Here is an 18,222-nt window from a genome sequence, read left to right as displayed (position 1 = left end):
GAGATCACTCCTGGCCGTCGCCCATGGCGGCCGGGTCGTAGGCCAGCAGCTCCCAGCTGTGGCCGTCCGGGTCGTCGATCGCCCGGTTGTACAGCCAGCCCATGTCCTGGGCCGCGCGCGGCTCGGTGGCACCCGCGGCCAGCGCCGCGTCGGCCAGCCGGTCGACCTCTTCACGCGACCCGGCGGCCAGCGCGTTGATCACCTCGATCGGGCCATCCGTCATGGACCGTTTGGTGAAGGACGCGAAGGTCTCGCGCGTCATCAGCTGCACCAGGATCGTCTCGGAGAACGCCACCTGGACGGAGGTGTCACCGCTGAAGTCCGGGTTCACCGTTCCGCCCATCGCCGTGTACAGCTTCGTGCTCGCCTCGAGGTCGGAGACCGGCAGGTTGACGTAGATCTGCGAGATTGCCATGGGATGTCCTCCAGTAGGTCGGTGCGTCACCAAGAACCTAAGGGCGCACCGCGACCTCGGTCTTGTACAGAAGCGACAGCACCTCGTCTTCGCCGGTCCGCCTGAGCTGGGTGGCCGTGCGTCCGGTGAACCGCGTCAGCGAGCGGGCCAGATGCGGCTGGTCGTGATACCCGACGCGCTGCGCGACCTCGATCGCCGCCATCCCCTGCCCCAGCAGCATCACGGCCTGCCTGGCCCGCTCGATCTGCCGGATCGTGCCCTGGGTCAGCCCGGTCGCCGCGGCCACCCGCCGCTGCACCGACCGCGGTGTGACCAAAGTGGGCACTTCGCCGCGGAGCACGTCGGTGACCAGCGGGTCGCGGATCAGCAATCCGGCACGAACGAGGCGGTCCACGAAGACGTCGGCGTTGTCGTAGGCCGGTGTTTCCCACTCCTCACCCTGCAGGACGAAGGAACGGGCCGTGGTGTGCGGGCTCGCCACCGCGGTGTCGACCAGTCCCGGAACCGGCATCGGCGCCAGATACGCGCCGTGCCGGAAGATGATCCCGATCGTCTCGCCCTCACCCGGGCCCAGCTCCAGCACCGTGGGGCTCGTCTCGGGGCCGCGCACCGCCACCTGCGTCTCACCCCGCTCGCGCCACACCACGAGCTCCCAGTTCGAGTTCGCGATCGACCGCATCCGCGACGGCACCACGGCAGCCTGACCGGCACGGTAGATCCGCTCCACGTACGGGGAATCGGACTGCCGCTGCTCGACGCCATCAAGGCTCACGGCCAAAAAGCTAGCACCGGCTGCGAGCCACGGGTGGTACCAGCGCTACCGGCCGGTGTCGAGCCGCCACCACCGCGGCTCGGGGGTCTGCCCGATGGTCGTGGGCCCGGTGGACGACGAGGCTGGACCCGATCGATCCGAAAGTCCTCGAACAAGGGAAAAGCATGACCCTACGACGCAATCTGGTTCGTGCCGCCGCTGTCACGCTGGCCGGGGTGTTCTGCGCGATGGCGGTGCCCGGCAGCGCAGGCGCGGTGGTGAACGGCGAGAACTCCACCGAGCGCTACGAGTTCATGGCCTCGATCCCGGAGGTCGTGCCCGAGCTGAACAACGCCAAGGGCGTCTGCGGGGCCGTGCTGGTGCATCCACAGTGGGTGGTGACCGCGGCGCACTGCGTCGACCCGGAACGCAACCCGGCCAGGCCGGAGGGAACCGTGCGCGTCGGCAGCGAACGGCGGACGGCCGGCGGCACCGTCCGCACGATCGACCGCTGGGTCCGTCACCCTGGCTACCGGCCGGGCGCGCCGAACGAGAACGACATCGCGCTGGTACGCCTGAACCGCCCAGTCTCGGAGAAGCCGATCCGCATCGCCGCCCGCCCCGGCCGCCCGGGCACGCCGACCCGCTTGCTGGGCTTCGGGACCACGGTCGACACCGCCGACCTCACCGAAGTGGCGTTCCCCGAACGGCTCCAGCAACTCGACACCCGCCGCGGGGCCGAGTCCGAATGCTCGCCCGGTTACGCGGATTCGACCCGGCTGTGCACGGTGAGCCGCAAGCCGGGCGCGATGGCGTGCATGGGCGACTCCGGTGGACCGCAGGTCCAGCGCGGCAAGGGCGGCCGATGGGAACTGATCGGCGTCACCTCCGGACCCGGCGACGACGACGTGCCCTGCGCCAACGGCCCCGGCCTCTACACGAGCGTGCCCGCCTACGCCGGGTGGATCCACCGCACCATCTACGGGCACCGCTGATCCTTCATTGCCGGGTCCGAAGGTGGGCTGATCGTGCATGGCGTTCGGGCGGGTTCGCGTGACTGCAGGGACGACACGCGTGATCAGATGGACGACACGCGTGTCCGGACGGGCGACTCGCAGCGGCCCGGCGGGGTCGTGAGTGGCAAAGAGGGTTAGAACGACCATTGCCACTCACGACCCCCCTGGCACGCGACACGCCACGTTTGCCTTGCCCTCTATAACCCTGATCGCCTCACCGCGATCTCGGTCAACGTGCGATGGCACACCTTCCCCGTACGCCCCAGCGGCAGCTCGGGAAGCGCGACCAGGAATTCCGGCATCTTCGCGACGGCGAGCCCCTTGGCGGCGAGGAACGCCCGCATCTCCGGCAGACCGGGCGAGTGTCCATTCCGGACGGACACACACGCGCAGAGCCGTTCTCCCAGAACACCGTCCGGCACCGGGACGCAAGCGACCTCGCGGATCGCGGGATGGTCGCCCAGCGCGAGCTCCACCTCGGCCGGGCTGATGGTGTACCCGCCGCGGATCACCACCCGTTTGCGCCTGCCGGTGACGTGGAGCCTGCCCTGGTCGTCGAACCGGCCGTCGTCCCCCGTCCGCACCCAGCCCCCGTCGAGCCGATACGCCGCGTCCAGTTCGGGCGCGCCCACGTAACACAGCGGTGTCATCGGGCCTCGCGCGCGGATCTCGCCGTCGACCACGCGGACGTCGCAGACCGCGGGATCCGGGACGCCGACACCGTTTTCCGGTGTCGTCGTATGGCAATTGACCCCGTCCGAGGAGCCGTAGACGTCGATCATCTCCACACCGAACCGCCGTCGGCAGGCGTCGCGCGTCGAGGGCGGCAGGGTGTCGCCGCTCGACACGATCGCCACGAGCCCGGAGGTGTCCGCGGCCGAAGGATGCTCGACCATGCGCCGCCACATCGCGGGCACGCCGAACACGTGGGTCGGGCGGTGCTCGGTGATCAGCCGCAGTGCCGCGCCCGCGTCGAACCGGCGGGTCAAGATCAGCGTGCCACCGAGACGGCAAAGCGTCACCGCGACACCGAACGAGCCGAACCCCGAGGTCAGGGACACCAGGACCAGGTCACGCGGGACCGCAGTCTGACCGTGGACGGCACGGACGTAGTTGGCCCGGCCGCCCGCGAAGGCATTGTGCGAGTAGGCGACCATCTTCGGTTCAGATTCCGAGCCGGACGACACCAGGATCCGGGCCGGAGCGTCCGGGTGGACGTCGGCGACGCGGCTCGGTTTCGCCGAACCCGACACTCTTCCGCCCTCGACGACGAACCGGACGCCGGCGCGTTCGAGGAGACCGTCCGCCCCGCGCGGCAAGGGCAGCACCACGGCACCGAGCGCGAGGATCGCCAGTTCGGCGACCACCGCGTCCCGTCCGTCGGGTTCCCGCACCCCGACGATCTCCACCGAACCGCATCCGGCGGCCGACAACCGGGCGGCCATCCCCCGCACCGCGACGTCCAGCGTCGTGTAGTCGAGCACGCCCTCGTCGTCGATCACGGCCGTCCGAAGCGGATGTTCGCGTACCCGGTCGCGGAACAACGAGTACAGGTCGCGGTCCGGGCAGTGTCCACAGTGGACCCACTCGCGGCGCAGTCCGGCGGGCACGAGGTCACGCAGGACCACTCCGGTCTCCGACACCCAGATCACGACGTGAATTCCCACGGTGAAGCGACGAGCGCGCAGTCGGCCCGGATGAGGGCGGGGGAAAACCGAGGGTCAGCGGCGAGTGCCGCGAGGTCGTCGCATACCGGCACCGACAAGGGACGGTCGCATCGGCGGCGGGCGCCCGCGTTGAGCCGGTACGCCGCGGACAGGAGCGACGACGCGACCCGCGTGGAACCCTGGGCCAAACCCGTCACGATCCCGTGCGCGCAAACGACTCCGCCGAAGACGTCGACGATCGTCATCAGCGACGGCGGGACCCCGGCGTAGGCCTGTACGACGAAATCCGTGCCAACCGGTGGTTCCGGCCCCAGTTCCGTCCCCCAGCCCGACGCGTGCGCGTACAGGATCCCCGGCCGGGCACGCGCGAGGTCGAGTGCGCTCAACGACCACTGTTCGGCCTTGCCCGGGGCCCAGTTGTGCAGGAACACGTCGGCCGCGGCGGCGAGGTCGAGCAGGTGCCGCCTGCCGTCCGGTGTGCCCAGGTCGATTTCGACGACCTCCTTGCCGTCGTTGAACGCACGGAACCTGGCCGAGGTGTGGCCTGCGATCGGCGGAACCCACCGCAGCGGATCGCCGCCCGGCGGCTCGATCCTCAGCACCGTCGCGCCGAGAAGGCGGAGCAGGTGACCCGCGAGCGGGCCCTGCACCCGGCGGCAGGATTCGAGTACGACCAAGCCCGACAACGGAAGCGGCTCCACCGCCCGCACCGGACGGTACCCGCGGCCCTCCCCGCGCACGACGAACGCGGGAGCCCGGTCGAGCGGCCGCTCCGCCGTCCGCACCAGCGTCATACCCGTCAGGAGGGCGATCTGTTCGAGCTCTCCGATCGGCCGTGCCGCAAGCGCCTCCGGCAGGTGTGGCGGCAGCGGGCAGGTCGCGGTCGCGAAGCGGTGCATGAACGGATGCCAGCCACTCGAAATCGCTCGGGTACCGACTCCGAGCTTCGTCCAGAATCGTTGCCAGACCGCCGGTTCGAGTGTCTCGATCTCGAACGGGACGCCGTCGGCCGAACGAAAAGGCGGCCCGCCGGGGACGAACGGCTCGTGGTGTTCGTCCCCGGTCGTCGCCGCCGCGAGATACTGAGAGATCGCCAGCAACGCCGCCTGCGCCAGTGAAGTGGACACACCGCGCAGCGGGATGCCCCGGCCACGCGCGAGCTTCAGCGCGACGGCGCCCAGTGCCGACAGCTCGGCCGCGACGATGGACGCGTAGTCGAGACCGAGCCGGGTCGGCTCGCCGAACCTCCGGCCGTGCACATGCATGATCCCGCAGGCGGCCTGGACGTCGAGCTCGCCGGCCAGCGGCAGGTCGAGTGGCCCCGCCACGGTCACGGTGTCCAGCGCGGTGCTCATTCCGGACGCCTGCCCAGCACCGAATACACGACACACGACGACGCCCGGAACCCCGGATCCCGCATGACCGCACGCACTTCGGCGAGCTCGCCGTCGGTCATCCCCGCGGCGATCAACCGGTCCCGCAGGTGGTGTGTGTGATGGATCAGCAGCTCCAGACCGGGCGAACCGGCCCGCCACGGGAAGACCGACGGCACCGGATCGACGTCGGCCAGACCCGCGGCGGCCATGGACGCGGCGGCGCGACGGCCCCACGTGCCGTCCCCGCCCGCCATGGTGAACGCCTTTTCCTTGGCCGCGAGGAACTTCTCGTAAAGGTTCGCGGCCCGCACGCCGGGTGCGAGCAGCACCGGACCGTAGGAGATGTCGAACTCGTCGATCTGCATCCACCCGCCCGGTTTCAGCGCGCGGACGAGCTTACGGAGTACGGCCTCCCGTTCCGGCAGATGCTGCAACACCAACCGGGTGTGGACGAGGTCGAACCCGGCCCGTGGCAAGGGATCGTGGACGACGTCGTGCCGGAGGACGGTCAATCCCGGTGCCGGGGCGATGTGGTGGGGTTTGATGTCGGTCGCCAGTACCGTGCCGGTCGGCGCCACCCGCGCGGCGAGCCACTGTGCCACGCCGCTGCCACCCGCACCGACTTCGAGGCAGGACCAGCCCGCCCCGACGCCGGTCCCCGCCAGCCGCGCGAAGGTGACGGGGTCGTACGCCGCGGAAAGACATCGATGCTGCTCGACGGCGTGCCCGCTGTCGTTGTCGAACGCGTAGGCCGTGCTCACGTCCACCTTCCCGAACCGTTCGTTTCGGCCGTGCCGGTCAGCCGCGCCAGCAGTTCCAGGCGCCGTACCTTCCCCGTCCCGGTTCTCGGGACTTCGTCCCACGAGAGCACGACGGGCTCCCCCAGCGGCGGCAGGCCGAGCACCGCCTTCCTCCACTCCGCCGCGTCCAGCCCCGTGTCGGTCACGACGACCGGGATCGGCGCGCGCCCGGCCGCGGAGAGCACCACGCACTCGGCGATGTCCGGGAGACGGTCTTCGATCGCGTCCTCCACGGCGAGACAGCTCATCCCCGGCACGGTGTCGACCTCGCGGTCGAGCAGCGTCACCGCGCCACCGCGGTCCACCACGCCGAGATCACCGGTGTTCCACCACCGCCCGTACGCCTTGGCCTCCCATCGGTCCTGTTCACCCACGTACGCCACGCATCGCGCGCGCGTGCGGGCCAGCAACAGCCCGGCGGTGCCGCGCGGCACCGGTTCGGCGGTCTCCGGGTCGACGGCCCGCAGCCGGGCGAGGCCGGGCAACGGCCTGCCGAGATCGCGGGTGGTGTGCGCGGTGCGCCTGGTGAAGAACCGGAACGACAGCGGCCCCGTCTCCGATTGACCCCAGCCCTGCATCCACAGTGGACACTTCCGGCCGCTGGCGTGGAGCATCGTCCGGATCACCGGCGGGTGCACCGCGTCGTACGTGCTGACGAATCTCCGCACCCGGAGGAACGGGTTCCCCGGCGAGTTCGCCAGTGGCCGCCAGCGCACGTATGCCGACGGGAGGGCTTCGATGACGGTCGGCCGATGACGGCCGAACATCGACGGTGCCGAGGCGGGGTCGCTCAGGATCACGATCTCCCGCGGCGCGAGGCACAACGCCGACGCCGTCCAGCAGAAGGTCCGGCCGTGCGCGTACGCGCTGGCGTTGGCCAGCACGTCGTCCCTCCGGACACCGAGGACGGGCCAGCGGATCGCCTCCGGGCGCGCCAGCCGGTCGATGATCGTCCGTGTCGTGTGGACCACCAGTTTCGGTGTCCCGGTCGTCCCCGAGGTGTGGCACACGAGCAGCGGCTCGTCGGCGTGCCTGCGGTGTACCGGGGGCGGCGGCGCGGCGGCGAAGTCTTCGACGCGCAGGATCCGGTCCGCCCGCAGGGAAGGCCGGTCGGTGACCAGCACCGCCGGGCCGAGACGGCGCAGCAGGAGATCCACGGTGTCGTCCGGCAGCGCGCCGGACAGCTTCGCCGGAACGGCCCCGATCCGGACCGCGGCGCAGGCGAGCAGGTCGTAGTCCCAGTGGCCGCGTTTGACGATGGCCACCCGGTCCCCCGGCCCCACCCCGGCTTCGGACAACCATCCCGCGGCGTCCCGGACCAGCCTGGCGAGCCCGGCGACCGGGTAGGCCGTCCCGCGCTCCGGGGCGATGTCGAACGGCCGGTCGAGATACACCCACGTCCGGGAGCCCGCGCATTCGTCGAACAACGTGCCCATGTCGTGCGGCTTCATCGGGCCCTTTCCTTCGCCGGGCGAACGGCCAGCCGTAGCGCCGCCCGGACACCGGAGCGGACGGCCGCCTCGCTGCACGGGCTCAGGAACACCCAGTCACCCGCGTAGTCGACGACGCCGCGACCGAGGCCTGCCTCGAACCCGGAACGCGAGGCCAGCGCCCGAGGCGTCGCTTCGGGCAACGCGTGCCGTACCCGCCGGACGATCGCGCGGCGGGTCGCCGATCCCAGACCGGGAACGAGCGGTTCGGCGGCGCCGGTCAACCGGCTCGCCACGGCTTCGTCGGAGGCTTCCAGCAGCTCCGGCACCACGGCCGGATGGGCCATGAGCGTGACCAGCCCGCGCCCTTCCGGCGCGCGGCCGGGATGTTTCAGATGGTCGAAGATGACCGTGGACACCGTGCCGTTCTCGGCGGTCGGCACCACCAAGGCGTAGTCGGGCCCACCGAGCGGGCGATCGAGCAGCAGATGCGCCTTGACCACCGGCGTGAACGAACACTCGCGGAGAAAGGCCGAACCGTGCCGGGGATGGAGCCGGGCCGCCACCGGAGCCGGTACGGCCAGTACGACCGCTCGGGCGCTGATCTCCCACGCGCCGCCGCGAACGCGCGCCGAGGAACCGTCGTCGACGATCTCGTCGACGGGAAAACCCGTGGTGACGTCCGTTTTAGCGGCGAGGGCACGGGCGAAGGTGTCCATCCCGTCGCGATACGCCCGCCACGTCGGCGGTGGCCCCACCGCCGTGAGCAGCGCCAGCAAGGGCGCCGCGGCGGACCGGGCCGGATCCCAGCCGAAGAAGCCGGAGACGACCGGCTGCAGCAGGTAATCCAGCAGATCCGGGTGATGCGGTGCGGCGAACTCCGCGACGGTGGCCTCGCCGAGCCTCGAATGCTCCGGCCGTTCGATGTCGAAAGTCCCCCTGAGCAGCCGTGCCGCGTCCAGCCGCGCCCGGAGGGACAACCCGGCTCCGGTGACCAGCCCCCGCGTCTGCGCGACGCCGGGCCTGGCCCTGCCTCGCCACATCGCGATGCCCCGTCCGATCGGGGGCGCGGCGGCGGGATCGACGCCCAGTTCCGCCAGCAGCCGCCAGGTCTCCTCGTAACCCCGCTCGGCCATCTGCTCGGCACAGGTGTCGATCAGGTAGCCGTCCTCGCGCAGGGTCGTCATCCGGCCGCCGACCACGTCGGCCGCCTCGAAAACCCGCGCTTCACGTCCGGCCTTGCCCAGCTCGTACGCGGCGGTGAGCCCGGCGACACCCGCGCCCACGACCGCCACGTCGACATCGGTCACGTGATCACCACCAGGTTCACCAGGACGAGCGTCAGCACGGTGAGCCGGTGGATCCGGATGCCGAGCATCCGCGCCCGCAGGATGTCCCCCAGCGCGAAACCGAGCCACACCTGCCATCCGCGTGCCACGATCGTGGGCACCAGCGCGAGAGGGAACCACCACGGGCCACCGAGCGCGGGGACGGCGAGGATCAGGGCGAGTTCGGCTGCCGACACGGCGATCACGAAGAACATGTTGCCCCGCGCCGAAGTCAAGGCGGCCACGGTCGGCCTGCCGACCCGGCGATCACCGTCGACGTCGTTGGTGTTGGAGTAGACGCCGAACAGCAGCGGCCCCAGGCCGAAGAGCAGTGCCTGGGCGAGGGCGAACCCGGTGAACTCGCCGGTCGCGAGACCGTACGGCGCGAGGACCAGCGCCCAGCCGAGCGCCGCGATGAAGAACTCCTGGAAGCCGTGGTAGCTGAGCTTCACCCCCCACGAGTACTGCAACGAGAAGAAGTAGGTGACCACGATCAGCCCGACCGTCCACAAGGGACGGTGCGGCGCGATCGCGACGGCCGCGAGCCACAGCGCCGCACCGACGACACCGGTCGCCCACGCGAATCGCAGCACCTGGTTCTCGTTCAGCGTTCCCGCCACCAGCGGCTTCCGGTACCGCTTTCGCCGCGCGTCGTCCGGCGAGTAGTTCGTGATGTCGCTGCCGTCCCGGTAACCCGTGAGATCGTCCAGCGCGACCATCGCCGCGATCACGAACACCTCGCCGAGCAGGAACACCCCGACGGTCGCCAAGACGCCCGGGTCGAACCTCGACATCGATGCCAGCAACGTCCACACCACGACCACGCCGAGGTAGTAGTCGACGATGTCGAGTTTCGCGAGCCTGAAATACGCTTTGCCACGGGAGACGGCGAGGGTGGTCATCGCGGTTCGTCCAAGGCGATCAGCGCGGCGAACGACCGGTCTCCGCCATAGTCGAGCTCACGTCGTTCGAGCAGGCGGGAGCCGGGGAGCAGGGCCAAGTACTCCTCCACCGTCCGCACTCTCGAGAACCGGCCGACCGGGATCTCCGCTTCCTCGTACTCGATCAGGACGAGATGCCGCGCCGCCGCGGCGATCGCCCGGCACGCTTCGGCGATCTCGTCGTCGTCCAGGACGTGCATCAGTACCCACACACAGACGGCGACGTCGAACCGCTTGTCCTTCCAGGGAAGCCGCTGGACGGTCGTCCGCACGAAGTCCACTGTGGACAGATGTGCGCAGTTCGCCCTGGCCAGCGCGAGCATCCGCGGGGTCATGTCGATCGCCGTCAGCGCACGGGCGTGCGCCGCGATCGACGGCGTGAGCCTGCCCATCCCGCAGCCGATCTCCAGCGCGGAACCCACCTCGCCGAGTGATTCCAGGAACCCCGTGACGAGCCGGATGGTGCGGGCGGTCGTCGCCGCCGCGAGTTCGGCGGGCTGGGAGGCGCGCATGACCCGGGTCAGCCCGGCGCGCTCCGCGCGTTTCCGCCACTCGTCGGCGACCTCGCTCGGCGCGGGGGTGTGGGTGACCTGCTGCATCACGGCTCCTTCGCGAATCGGCACACCGCGTCCGCGATGCGTTCCACCTGCCCGTCCGTCAACTGGGGGTAGATCGGGATGGCCAGCGTCCGCCGCGCGGCCAGCTCCGCCGCGGGCCAGGTATCACCCGGCCGGGTGTAGGGGGCGAACGCGGGTTGCCTCGGCAACGGCGCCGGGTAGTAGACATGCGAGCCGATCCCTCGCGCCGCGAGATGATCGCGGAGTTCGTCCCTGCGCTCGCTGAGGAGCGAATAGACGTAGTAGCACCGGCCGTCACGCGCGGGAGGAGGCGCGAGCACACCGCAGCCCGCCAGTTCGGCGAACCGTCCGGTGTAGTACTCGCCGATCCGTGCCCGGCGTTCGAGCCGCTGGGGCAACGCCGGGAGCCGGTACAGCTGGAATTCCGCCATGATCTCGTCGAACCGGCTGTTGTAGCCGATGCGCTGGTAGACGAACCTGGTCTTCCCGTCCTGGCCGTGGTTGCGCAGCATCCGCACCACCGAGCCGAGTCCGGCGTCCCGGGTGACGACCATTCCCCCTTCGCCCGGCATCCCGAACGTCTTGACCTGCACGAACGAGTAGACACCGGCGTCGCCCCACATCCCGGCGGGCGTGCCCGCGAGCATCCCGCCTTGGGCGACCGCGGAATCCTCCAGCAGCCGCGCGCCCGCTTCGGTGGCGATCCGGCGCAGCTCCGGCATATCCGCCATGACCGAGAACATGTGCGCCGGCATGATCACCTTGGTGCGCGGGGTGACCAGCCGGGCGACCTCGGCGGGATCGACGACCATCGTCCACGGATCGATGTCGGCGAACACCGGCGTCGCGCCGAGCAGGGCGGGTGCGGCCGCGAGCGGAGCGCATCCGAAGGCGGGCACGATCACCTCGTCCCCGGCACCGACGTCCATCGCGCGCAGTACCAGCGTCAGTGCCGAGGTTCCGCTGCCGCAAGCGACCGCGTCCGCCGCGCCGACCGAGTCGCGGATGGCCGCTTCGAAGCGGGCCGTGCGCTCGCCGAGGATGAACTTCTGCTCCGGTGCGACGCCGACCCGATGCACGATGTCCAGCAGTTCGGCACGGTCGTCGTCGAAGAGATCCGTCGGGAAGAACGGCAGGGTCATCCTCGCCGCCCGTGGTAGAAACCGCGGATCGCGGCGCAGACCCGGTCGCAGTCCCCGGCGGGCATGTCCGGATACAGCGGTAGCGCGAGAGTGTGACGGCAGGCGCTCTCGGCGTTCGGGAAATCACCCTCCCGATAGCCGAGGCCGTCGAAGCAGGGCTGCAGATGCAGCGGGGCCGGGTAGTAGATCTCGGTCTCCACCCCCGTCGCCGACAGGTGCGCCGCCAGCTCGTCCCTCGCGTCGACCTCGACCACGTAGACGTAGAACACGCTGTCCGGCCGGATCTCCGGCAGCTTGCGCACACCGGCCACGCCCGCGAGCGCTTCGCCGTAGCGGGACGCCAGTTCCGCGCGCCGGGCGATGTCGCCGTCGAGCGTGGTGAGCTTCGAGAGCAGGACGGCGGCCTGGATGTCGTCCATCTTGCTGTTCACGCCGGGCAGGCCGGTCGCCGTCGAGATCGCGGGGAAGTCGGCGATCGTGCCGCCGAAGCGGCCGTGGTGGCGGAGCGCGTCGGCGGTCGCGGCGATCCGGGCGTCGCCGGTGAGCACGGCCCCTGCGTCACCGAGCGCGCCCAGCGTCTTCGTCGGGAAGAACGACAGCACCCCGCCCGCGCCGAACAGGCCGGCGTGCGTGCCGCGGTGACGCATGCCGATGGCCTCCGCGCTGTCCTCGACCACCGTGAGATCGAGACGTCGCGCGACGTCGAGCACACCGTCGATATCCGCGAGCCGCGAGAACAGATGTGTCGGCATGACGAACCGGGTGCGCTCTCCGGCGGCGTCCGCCACCGCGGCGGGGTCGATGCCGTACCCGTCCGGCTCGATGTCGGCGAAGACCGGTGTGCCGCCCGCGAGCACGACCGAGGTCGCCGATGCCCCGAAGGAGAAGGCGGGGACGATCACCTCCCCGCCGGGCTCCAGACCCGCCGCCCTCAGCAGCAGGACGAGCGCGTCCGTTCCGCTGTTCACCCCGACGACGAACCTCGCACCGGTGTACGCGGCCAGCGCCCGTTCGAGTTCGGCCACCTTGGCACCGTGCGAATACTTGCCATTTTCGATGACGTCCAGAATATGTCGCCTGGTGCCGGCCCACGTTCGCTCGAATGTGGCCGATTGATTGAAGAAAGACACCGACAGCGTACCCACCTCCGGTGGCATAGGAACCGTTTCCGAGCGTAGGACAGGAAATCCGCTCGTCCGCCCACGTTCGCACTTCCTGGTCAACCCGTGGCCGAACTGTTGACAGTTGATCTTGGCGATGTCAGTTTCTCAATGGATTTCTCATTGCGAAACTCGAGGAGCGGGCTCGCCAGTGCGATCATTCGTCGTGGGACTCGGCAGGGCAGGCGCGGGTCTGCATCTCCCCGTCTTGGCCAAACTCCGTGAACGGACCCCACAGCTCTTCGACGACGATCCCATCGTGGCCTGCGAACCGAGGGAGACCGTCGTCTCGCGGCCGGGTCTCGTGGTCGCGCCGACCCTCCACGCCGCGGCCGACGGGCTGGCTCCCGCCGACACGATCGTGCACGTCTGCACGCCACCGACCCAGCGTCTCGCGGTGCTCTCCGATCTCGCCGCGCTGGGCTTTCGCAAGGTGATCGTGGAGAAACCCCTCACGACCGACATCGACGACCTCGCCAGGATCGTCCGCCTGCGCCGCAAGTACAAACTGCATGTCGAGGTCGTCGAACCCTGGCTCGCCAGCAGCCTCACGGCGCGGCTGGTCGGGCTCATCCGCGGTGGCCGGTTCGGCGCCGCGAAATCGATCGACATCGTGCAGAACAAGCCGAGATTCCGCCGGTCGCTCGTGCGGCCGGGGCACCCGACCGCCTTCGACGTCGAACTGCCGCACGGTGTCGCGCTCGCGTTGCGGCTCGCTGGCGCCGCGCGGGTCACCCACGCGTCCGGGACCGACCTCGAGGTCGAGGGCAACATCGGCCCGCGGATGGGCGGGGCCGTCGTCGGTCTCCGGCACAACTCGGGTGTCCACACCGAGATCCGCTCGGATCTCACCTCCCCCGTCCGCGAGCGGCGGGTCACCGTGGAGTTCGAGCACGGCGGCGCGGTCGGGCATTTCGCGGTGAGCGGCGACGACCATCACTCGCAGCTGACGCTGCGCGCGAACGGGCGATCCGAGCACGTCGTGCTGCGGGACGACGCCATGACGGAATGGATGTCCGAGGCATACCGGAAGTTCCAGCTGGACGGGGAACAGACCCAGGGGTTCACCTTCGCCACCGAGGTGGTGCGGCTGCTGTCGGTGGCCAAGAACATCTGCGCGGAACCGGTCACCAGCCCCGGACCCGACGCGGTGGCGAGCCATGCCGGATGACCCGGTGCTCGCCGGCATCACGGACGAGGCGGCATACGACATCGGTGGCCAGCTCGCGGTGCTCGACGCACTGGGCTGGAAGGCGATCGAACTGCGCACGGTCGACAGGGAAGCCGTCGCCGACCTGAGCGACGAACGGTTCGACGCCGTCGCGGCCGCCTTGTCGGACAGCGGTGTGCGCGTGGTCTGCCTGGCGTCCCGGATCGGTGGCTGGTCCCGTCCGGCGGGCACCGATTTCCGGCACGACCTCAGGGAACTCGACGTGCTCGCCAAGCGGGCACGAGCGATCGGCACCGGCTATCTGCGGATCATGTCCTATCCCAACGGCGGACTGAGCGATCACGCCTGGCGCGCACTGGCCATCGAGAGGATCACCGTCCTCGCCGAACGGGCCGCGGCGCACGGGGTGACGCTGCTCCACGAGAACTGCTCGGGCTGGGCCGGCACGAAGGCCGAGCGCATGCTCGACCTGCTGGACGAGGTCGCGAGCCCGGCGCTGAAGCTGTTGTTCGACACCGGAAACGGCGTCGCCCATGGCTACGACGGGTTCGACCTGCTCGCCGACATCGTCGGCCACGTCGAACACGTGCACGTCAAGGACGCCGACGAGCGCGGCTTCACGCTCCCCGGCCAGGGCTCCGCGCGGGTCGCCGACTGTGTGAAACTCTTGCGGGCCAACGGATACCGAGGTGCCTGGGCACTGGAACCGCATCTCGCGATCACACCGCACGAACAAGGGGTGCTGGCGGACGGCGCGGCGGACACGTTCGTCGCGGCGGGCCGGGCGATGGCCGGGCTGCTCCGGTGATTCCCGGGGATCGGAGCCTGCTGCTGAAGCTGCTCAGCCTCCCCACGGCCGGGCCATTGGAGACGGCCGGTGAGGTCCATCTGTGGGAGGCGATGCGAACCTACGCCGACGCCGCCACCGACATCGGTTTCGACGTCCTGCGGTTCGCCGCCCCGGACCCGTCGGTGCTGGACCGGCCGGGTGTTCCCCTCGTGCTCCGCGATACCGGGCCCGGATTCCTCGACTGCCAGCCGAGTCTCGTGCTGCGGATCGGCCCCGCCTCCCCCGCCGTCATGTTCAACGTGCACCTCGACACGGTGGCCCCGTTCGAACCGGCCGGATTCGACGGGACCAGATTCGTCGGCCGCGGCGCGATCGACGCCAAAGGGCCGGCGGTGGCCCTGCTGGCCGGTGTCCGGGCCGCACTGGCGACGGAGCCGTCGGCGGGCCGGGACGTCGGTGTCCTCATCCAGGCCGTCTCCGGTGAGGAGGGCGGAGCGATGGGCACCTTCGGGACCAGGCCGCTCGTCGAAGCGGGATTCCACGGCGAACTCAACATCTTCTGCGAGCCGACCGGACTGCGGTACCTCCCCCGGTGCTCGGCGTCGATGACCGCGTGCGTACGGGTGGACGGCGAAGACGCCATCGACGACGAGCCGCACCGAGGTCACAACGCGACGGTCCTGCTCGGTTTCCTCGCCCAGCACCTCGCGGACGACCTGCCGAAGCACGGCCAGGTCTGCGTCGCGGGCCTGCACACGGGGCGAATGCACAACCGGGTGTACGGCCGTGGCGAACTCCTGCTCAACATTCCCTACGACTCCGGAGAAGCGGCGGCGAAGATGGCCTCGGCGCTGGAGGACGGGCTGAGGACCGGCGTCACCGCGTTCGGCGCCCGGTTCCGGCGGTCCCCGGTTTTCGCCCGCACCGCGACGGACGCGGCGACGATCACCGGCCTGCGCTGGCTGAAACGCGACCTGCCGGCGCTACCGGCGCAGGACATCCCGCTGCTGGACGCGTTCGTCCCCCGATGGCCGGACGACGAACCCGGGTTCACGTGTGACGCCCTGTGGCTCACCGGCGTCCCCGGCACCAAGACGGCCGTTCTCGGTCCCGGTTCGCTGGGAGCGAACAACGCGCATTCGCGCGGGGAATACGCCGATGCCGGAGAACTCGACCGGTTCGGCGATCTCGTCCGAGAGATCGTCGTGCGGTTCTGCCGCGACGGAGGAGCATGACCGTGCTGGTGCCCTATCCCGTTCTGCTTTCGCTCGTCGCCGGGGTCTTCGAGGACCGCGGCGTTCCCGGAGACCGGGCGGCGATCGCCGCGGCCGCGTTGTGCCACGGCGACCTGACCGGGGTGACTTCGCACGGTCTCGTGAACCTGACCAGGCTGTACCTGCCGCTGCTCGACCAAGGACGCGCCGAGCCGAAGGCGGACATGGCCGTCGAGACCGACCTCGGCGCGTGCGTCCTCGCCGACGCCCGCCGCACCCTCGGGTTGTGGTCGGCCTCGCAGGCCATGGAACTGGCCTGCGCCAGGGCTTCACGGCACGGCATCGGCATGGTCTCGCTGCGCGGCGCGACCCATATCGGCTGCGCCGGTCATCATGCCGCGCGTGCCGTCACCCACGGCATGATCGGCCTCGTCGCGTCGAACTGCGGCGGCCAGCGCATCGCCCCGCCGCCCGGCGGTACGGCCGCGATGCTCGGCACGAACCCGCTCGCGCTGGCCTGTCCCGCCGGCGGCGCGCATCCGTTCGTCCTCGACATGAGCACCACCGTCGTGCCGACCGGCCGGATCCGCGCCGCGGCACGGGAAGGCAGGGAGATCCCGCCGGGCTGGCTGGCGGGCGACGACGGTTCGCCGGTGACCGATCCGGCCGCGTTCGACCGGGGCGAAGCCCATCTGCAATGGCTGGGCGGCGCTCCCGAAACGGGCGCCTACAAGGGATTCGGGCTCGGCCTGCTCGTCGAGGTACTCGGCGCCCTGGTACCCGGTGCGATGCTCGGCGCGACATCCGCCGACGGGAACCGCGACGACGACATCGGCGTACTGGTGCTCGCGATCGCCCCGGACGTTCTGCGCACCGGATTCGCCGCCGACGCGTCCGCCCTCTTCACCGCGGTGCGGGGCTGGCCCGCCCGCGATCCCGCGGCCCCGGTCGTCTATCCGGGCTGGCACGAGGGTGAGCGAGCGGCCCACCACCGTGCGCACGGCGTGCCCGTGGCCGACGCGGTCTACCGGGAACTCCGCACGGCGGCGGAAAGGACGGCGGGATGATCCGGGTCGGTGTCGTGGGGCTCGGTGTCATCTCGCGGTTCTACCTTTCCGCGGTGGAACGGTCTCCGTCGTTCCGGCTCGCGGCCGTCTGCGATCTCGATCCGGCGGTCGTTGCGAAAATCCCCGTGCCCGGCTACCGGGACCATCGGGAGATGCTCGCCGCCGGAGGGCTCGACGCGGTGATCGTCACGGCGCCGAACGACGTGCACGCCGCCGTCTGCCGGGACGTGCTGGACGCGGGTCTGCCCGTGTGCGTGGAGAAGCCGATCGCCACGAGCCTCCTCGACGGCGAGGACCTCGTGGCGCGAGCGGCGCGGCGGGATGTCGCGCTGTTCACGGCCTTCCACCGCAGGTACAACAGCAACGTGCGCGCGTTGCGCGAGAAGATCGCGGGCGGGCCACCGATCGAATCCCTGAGGGTGCGCTACCTGGAACGGATCGAAGAGCACGTCGGCGGTGATCGCTGGTACCTCGACGCGACGCGATGCGGCGGCGGATGCGTGGCGGACAACGGACCGAACGCGCTCGACCTCGTCCAGTTGTTCCTCGGCACGCTGACGCCGCGCGACGTCCGGATCCGCCGCGACCCGGACGGTATCGACCGGCAGGCGACGCTGGAGCTCGAACGCGCGGTCGTCGAACTCGACTGGTCGTTTCCCGGCGAGGTCAAGGACGTCGAGGTCCGGCTGGCGGACGGCACGGTCCGGTACGCCGACCTGCTCGACGGCTACCCGGGGTTCAAGGAATCGCTGTGGCACGAATACGACGGGTTGCTGCACGAGTTCGAGGAGGCCGTGCGCAAGGGCGGGTCCTGGCGCGACAACGGCCTGACCGCTCTGTCCATTGTGGACGATTGTTATCGGAGGGAGAACGATGCGGGAAGACGGGCCGAAACGGGAGATCACCGGCACGGTGGTGAAGGTGCTGGTGCATCGGCGTGACGACCGGGGCATGAGCCTCGAACCGTTCGCCAGCCGGTGCGTTCGCGCCGGTGAGGTGCACGAGCTCGTGACGACCAGCCACGACGACACGGAACCGGGCGCACGCATCGACCACGTCGGCTTCCTCGGCTTCGCCGAAATAGCCCGCGCGGGCGTGATCGACAGGGGCGACGAAGTGTGGATCGGCGGCGAACTCGTCGGCACCGTGCTCGGCTTCGACGGCTGCCATTTCCCCAACCACTACAACATCCTCATCCACACCGAGCGGCCGGTCACCGGTGAAGGGATCGGCTTGAAGCCGGAGCGGGAGGTCTGTTTCCGGGGCCGGTGGGGTGTGGGGGCCCCGCGCCGGGGGGCCCCACACCCCCCCGCGGGGGCGTTGCCCCCCCCGGCCCCGAACACAATGCGAGGTGGTTATATACATAACCCGGCACG

18 protein-coding genes are annotated in these 18,222 nt (G+C 70.4%); 7 read left to right on the top strand and 11 right to left on the bottom strand.

The window, feature by feature from the left end:
* Positions 1–4 precede the first annotated feature (4 nt).
* The gene (locus ACFWIW_RS25420; protein ID WP_378370744.1) at positions 5–415 is read right to left on the bottom strand and encodes a VOC family protein; all 411 of its coding nucleotides are present in this window, start codon (positions 413–415) and stop codon (positions 5–7) included.
* A 37-nt stretch (positions 416–452) separates the two neighbouring features.
* Positions 453–1,187: a helix-turn-helix domain-containing protein gene (locus ACFWIW_RS25415; protein WP_378370743.1), complete on the bottom strand. Its 735-nt coding sequence runs from the start codon at positions 1,185–1,187 to the stop codon at positions 453–455.
* A 164-nt stretch (positions 1,188–1,351) separates the two neighbouring features.
* Between ACFWIW_RS25415 and ACFWIW_RS25410 the strand changes: the two genes are divergently transcribed.
* A complete protein-coding gene (locus ACFWIW_RS25410) occupies positions 1,352–2,161 on the top strand; it encodes a S1 family peptidase (protein WP_378370742.1) in 810 nt (269 codons plus the stop codon).
* Between the two features lie 218 nt (positions 2,162–2,379).
* Here ACFWIW_RS25410 and ACFWIW_RS25405 read toward each other — a convergent pair whose 3' ends face one another.
* From ACFWIW_RS25405 to ACFWIW_RS25365, 9 genes are read right to left on the bottom strand one after another with little or no spacing between them, the layout of a single operon-like run.
* Entirely contained in the window at positions 2,380–3,834 is a 1,455-nt protein-coding gene (locus ACFWIW_RS25405; RefSeq protein WP_378370741.1) for a class I adenylate-forming enzyme family protein, read from the bottom strand.
* The gene (locus ACFWIW_RS25400; RefSeq protein ID WP_378370740.1) at positions 3,831–5,204 is read right to left on the bottom strand and encodes a CoA transferase; all 1,374 of its coding nucleotides are present in this window, start codon (positions 5,202–5,204) and stop codon (positions 3,831–3,833) included. The genes ACFWIW_RS25405 and ACFWIW_RS25400 overlap by 4 nt, the downstream gene beginning before the upstream one ends.
* On the bottom strand, positions 5,201–5,992 hold the full coding sequence (locus tag ACFWIW_RS25395; RefSeq protein ID WP_378370739.1) for a class I SAM-dependent methyltransferase: 792 nt from the start codon (positions 5,990–5,992) through the stop codon (positions 5,201–5,203). Before ACFWIW_RS25395 ends, ACFWIW_RS25400 begins: the two co-directional genes overlap by 4 nt.
* On the bottom strand, positions 5,983–7,476 hold the full coding sequence (locus tag ACFWIW_RS25390) for a class I adenylate-forming enzyme family protein (RefSeq protein WP_378370738.1): 1,494 nt from the start codon (positions 7,474–7,476) through the stop codon (positions 5,983–5,985). Before ACFWIW_RS25390 ends, ACFWIW_RS25395 begins: the two co-directional genes overlap by 10 nt.
* On the bottom strand, positions 7,473–8,765 hold the full coding sequence (locus ACFWIW_RS25385) for a protoporphyrinogen/coproporphyrinogen oxidase (protein ID WP_378370737.1): 1,293 nt from the start codon (positions 8,763–8,765) through the stop codon (positions 7,473–7,475). The genes ACFWIW_RS25390 and ACFWIW_RS25385 overlap by 4 nt, the downstream gene beginning before the upstream one ends.
* On the bottom strand, positions 8,762–9,685 hold the full coding sequence (locus ACFWIW_RS25380; RefSeq protein WP_378370736.1) for a UbiA family prenyltransferase: 924 nt from the start codon (positions 9,683–9,685) through the stop codon (positions 8,762–8,764). Before ACFWIW_RS25380 ends, ACFWIW_RS25385 begins: the two co-directional genes overlap by 4 nt.
* A complete protein-coding gene (locus ACFWIW_RS25375) occupies positions 9,682–10,323 on the bottom strand; it encodes a class I SAM-dependent methyltransferase (protein WP_378370735.1) in 642 nt (213 codons plus the stop codon). The genes ACFWIW_RS25380 and ACFWIW_RS25375 overlap by 4 nt, the downstream gene beginning before the upstream one ends.
* Positions 10,323–11,444, bottom strand: coding sequence for a DegT/DnrJ/EryC1/StrS family aminotransferase (locus ACFWIW_RS25370; RefSeq protein ID WP_378370734.1), 1,122 nt, complete (start codon positions 11,442–11,444; stop codon positions 10,323–10,325). Before ACFWIW_RS25370 ends, ACFWIW_RS25375 begins: the two co-directional genes overlap by 1 nt.
* The gene (locus ACFWIW_RS25365; protein ID WP_378370733.1) at positions 11,441–12,601 is read right to left on the bottom strand and encodes a DegT/DnrJ/EryC1/StrS family aminotransferase; all 1,161 of its coding nucleotides are present in this window, start codon (positions 12,599–12,601) and stop codon (positions 11,441–11,443) included. The genes ACFWIW_RS25370 and ACFWIW_RS25365 overlap by 4 nt, the downstream gene beginning before the upstream one ends.
* Before the next feature lie 154 nt (positions 12,602–12,755).
* Here ACFWIW_RS25365 and ACFWIW_RS25360 point away from each other — a divergent pair, with 154 nt between their 5' ends.
* From ACFWIW_RS25360 to ACFWIW_RS25335, 6 genes are all read left to right on the top strand, one after another.
* Positions 12,756–13,775 (top strand): Gfo/Idh/MocA family oxidoreductase, encoded by a 1,020-nt coding sequence (locus ACFWIW_RS25360; RefSeq protein WP_378370732.1) that lies wholly within the window; start codon positions 12,756–12,758, stop codon positions 13,773–13,775.
* On the top strand, positions 13,765–14,583 hold the full coding sequence (locus tag ACFWIW_RS25355; RefSeq protein WP_378370731.1) for a sugar phosphate isomerase/epimerase family protein: 819 nt from the start codon (positions 13,765–13,767) through the stop codon (positions 14,581–14,583). The genes ACFWIW_RS25360 and ACFWIW_RS25355 overlap by 11 nt, the downstream gene beginning before the upstream one ends.
* Complete coding sequence (locus ACFWIW_RS25350) at positions 14,580–15,800, top strand: M20/M25/M40 family metallo-hydrolase (protein WP_378370730.1); 1,221 nt, start codon at positions 14,580–14,582, stop codon at positions 15,798–15,800. Before ACFWIW_RS25355 ends, ACFWIW_RS25350 begins: the two co-directional genes overlap by 4 nt.
* The gene (locus ACFWIW_RS25345; protein ID WP_378370729.1) at positions 15,797–16,846 is read left to right on the top strand and encodes an Ldh family oxidoreductase; all 1,050 of its coding nucleotides are present in this window, start codon (positions 15,797–15,799) and stop codon (positions 16,844–16,846) included. Before ACFWIW_RS25350 ends, ACFWIW_RS25345 begins: the two co-directional genes overlap by 4 nt.
* The gene (locus tag ACFWIW_RS25340; protein ID WP_378370728.1) at positions 16,843–17,787 is read left to right on the top strand and encodes a Gfo/Idh/MocA family protein; all 945 of its coding nucleotides are present in this window, start codon (positions 16,843–16,845) and stop codon (positions 17,785–17,787) included. Before ACFWIW_RS25345 ends, ACFWIW_RS25340 begins: the two co-directional genes overlap by 4 nt.
* Positions 17,720–18,222, top strand: a 503-nt coding sequence (locus ACFWIW_RS25335; protein WP_378370727.1) for a DUF6917 domain-containing protein, incomplete at its 3' end; no start/stop codon positions are given. The genes ACFWIW_RS25340 and ACFWIW_RS25335, both read left to right, overlap by 68 nt.

The sequence above is a fragment of the Amycolatopsis sp. NPDC058340 genome, from assembly GCF_042723975.1.
GTDB lineage: Bacteria > Actinomycetota > Actinomycetes > Mycobacteriales > Pseudonocardiaceae > Amycolatopsis.
This window is presented reverse-complemented; position numbering and strand designations above follow the sequence as displayed.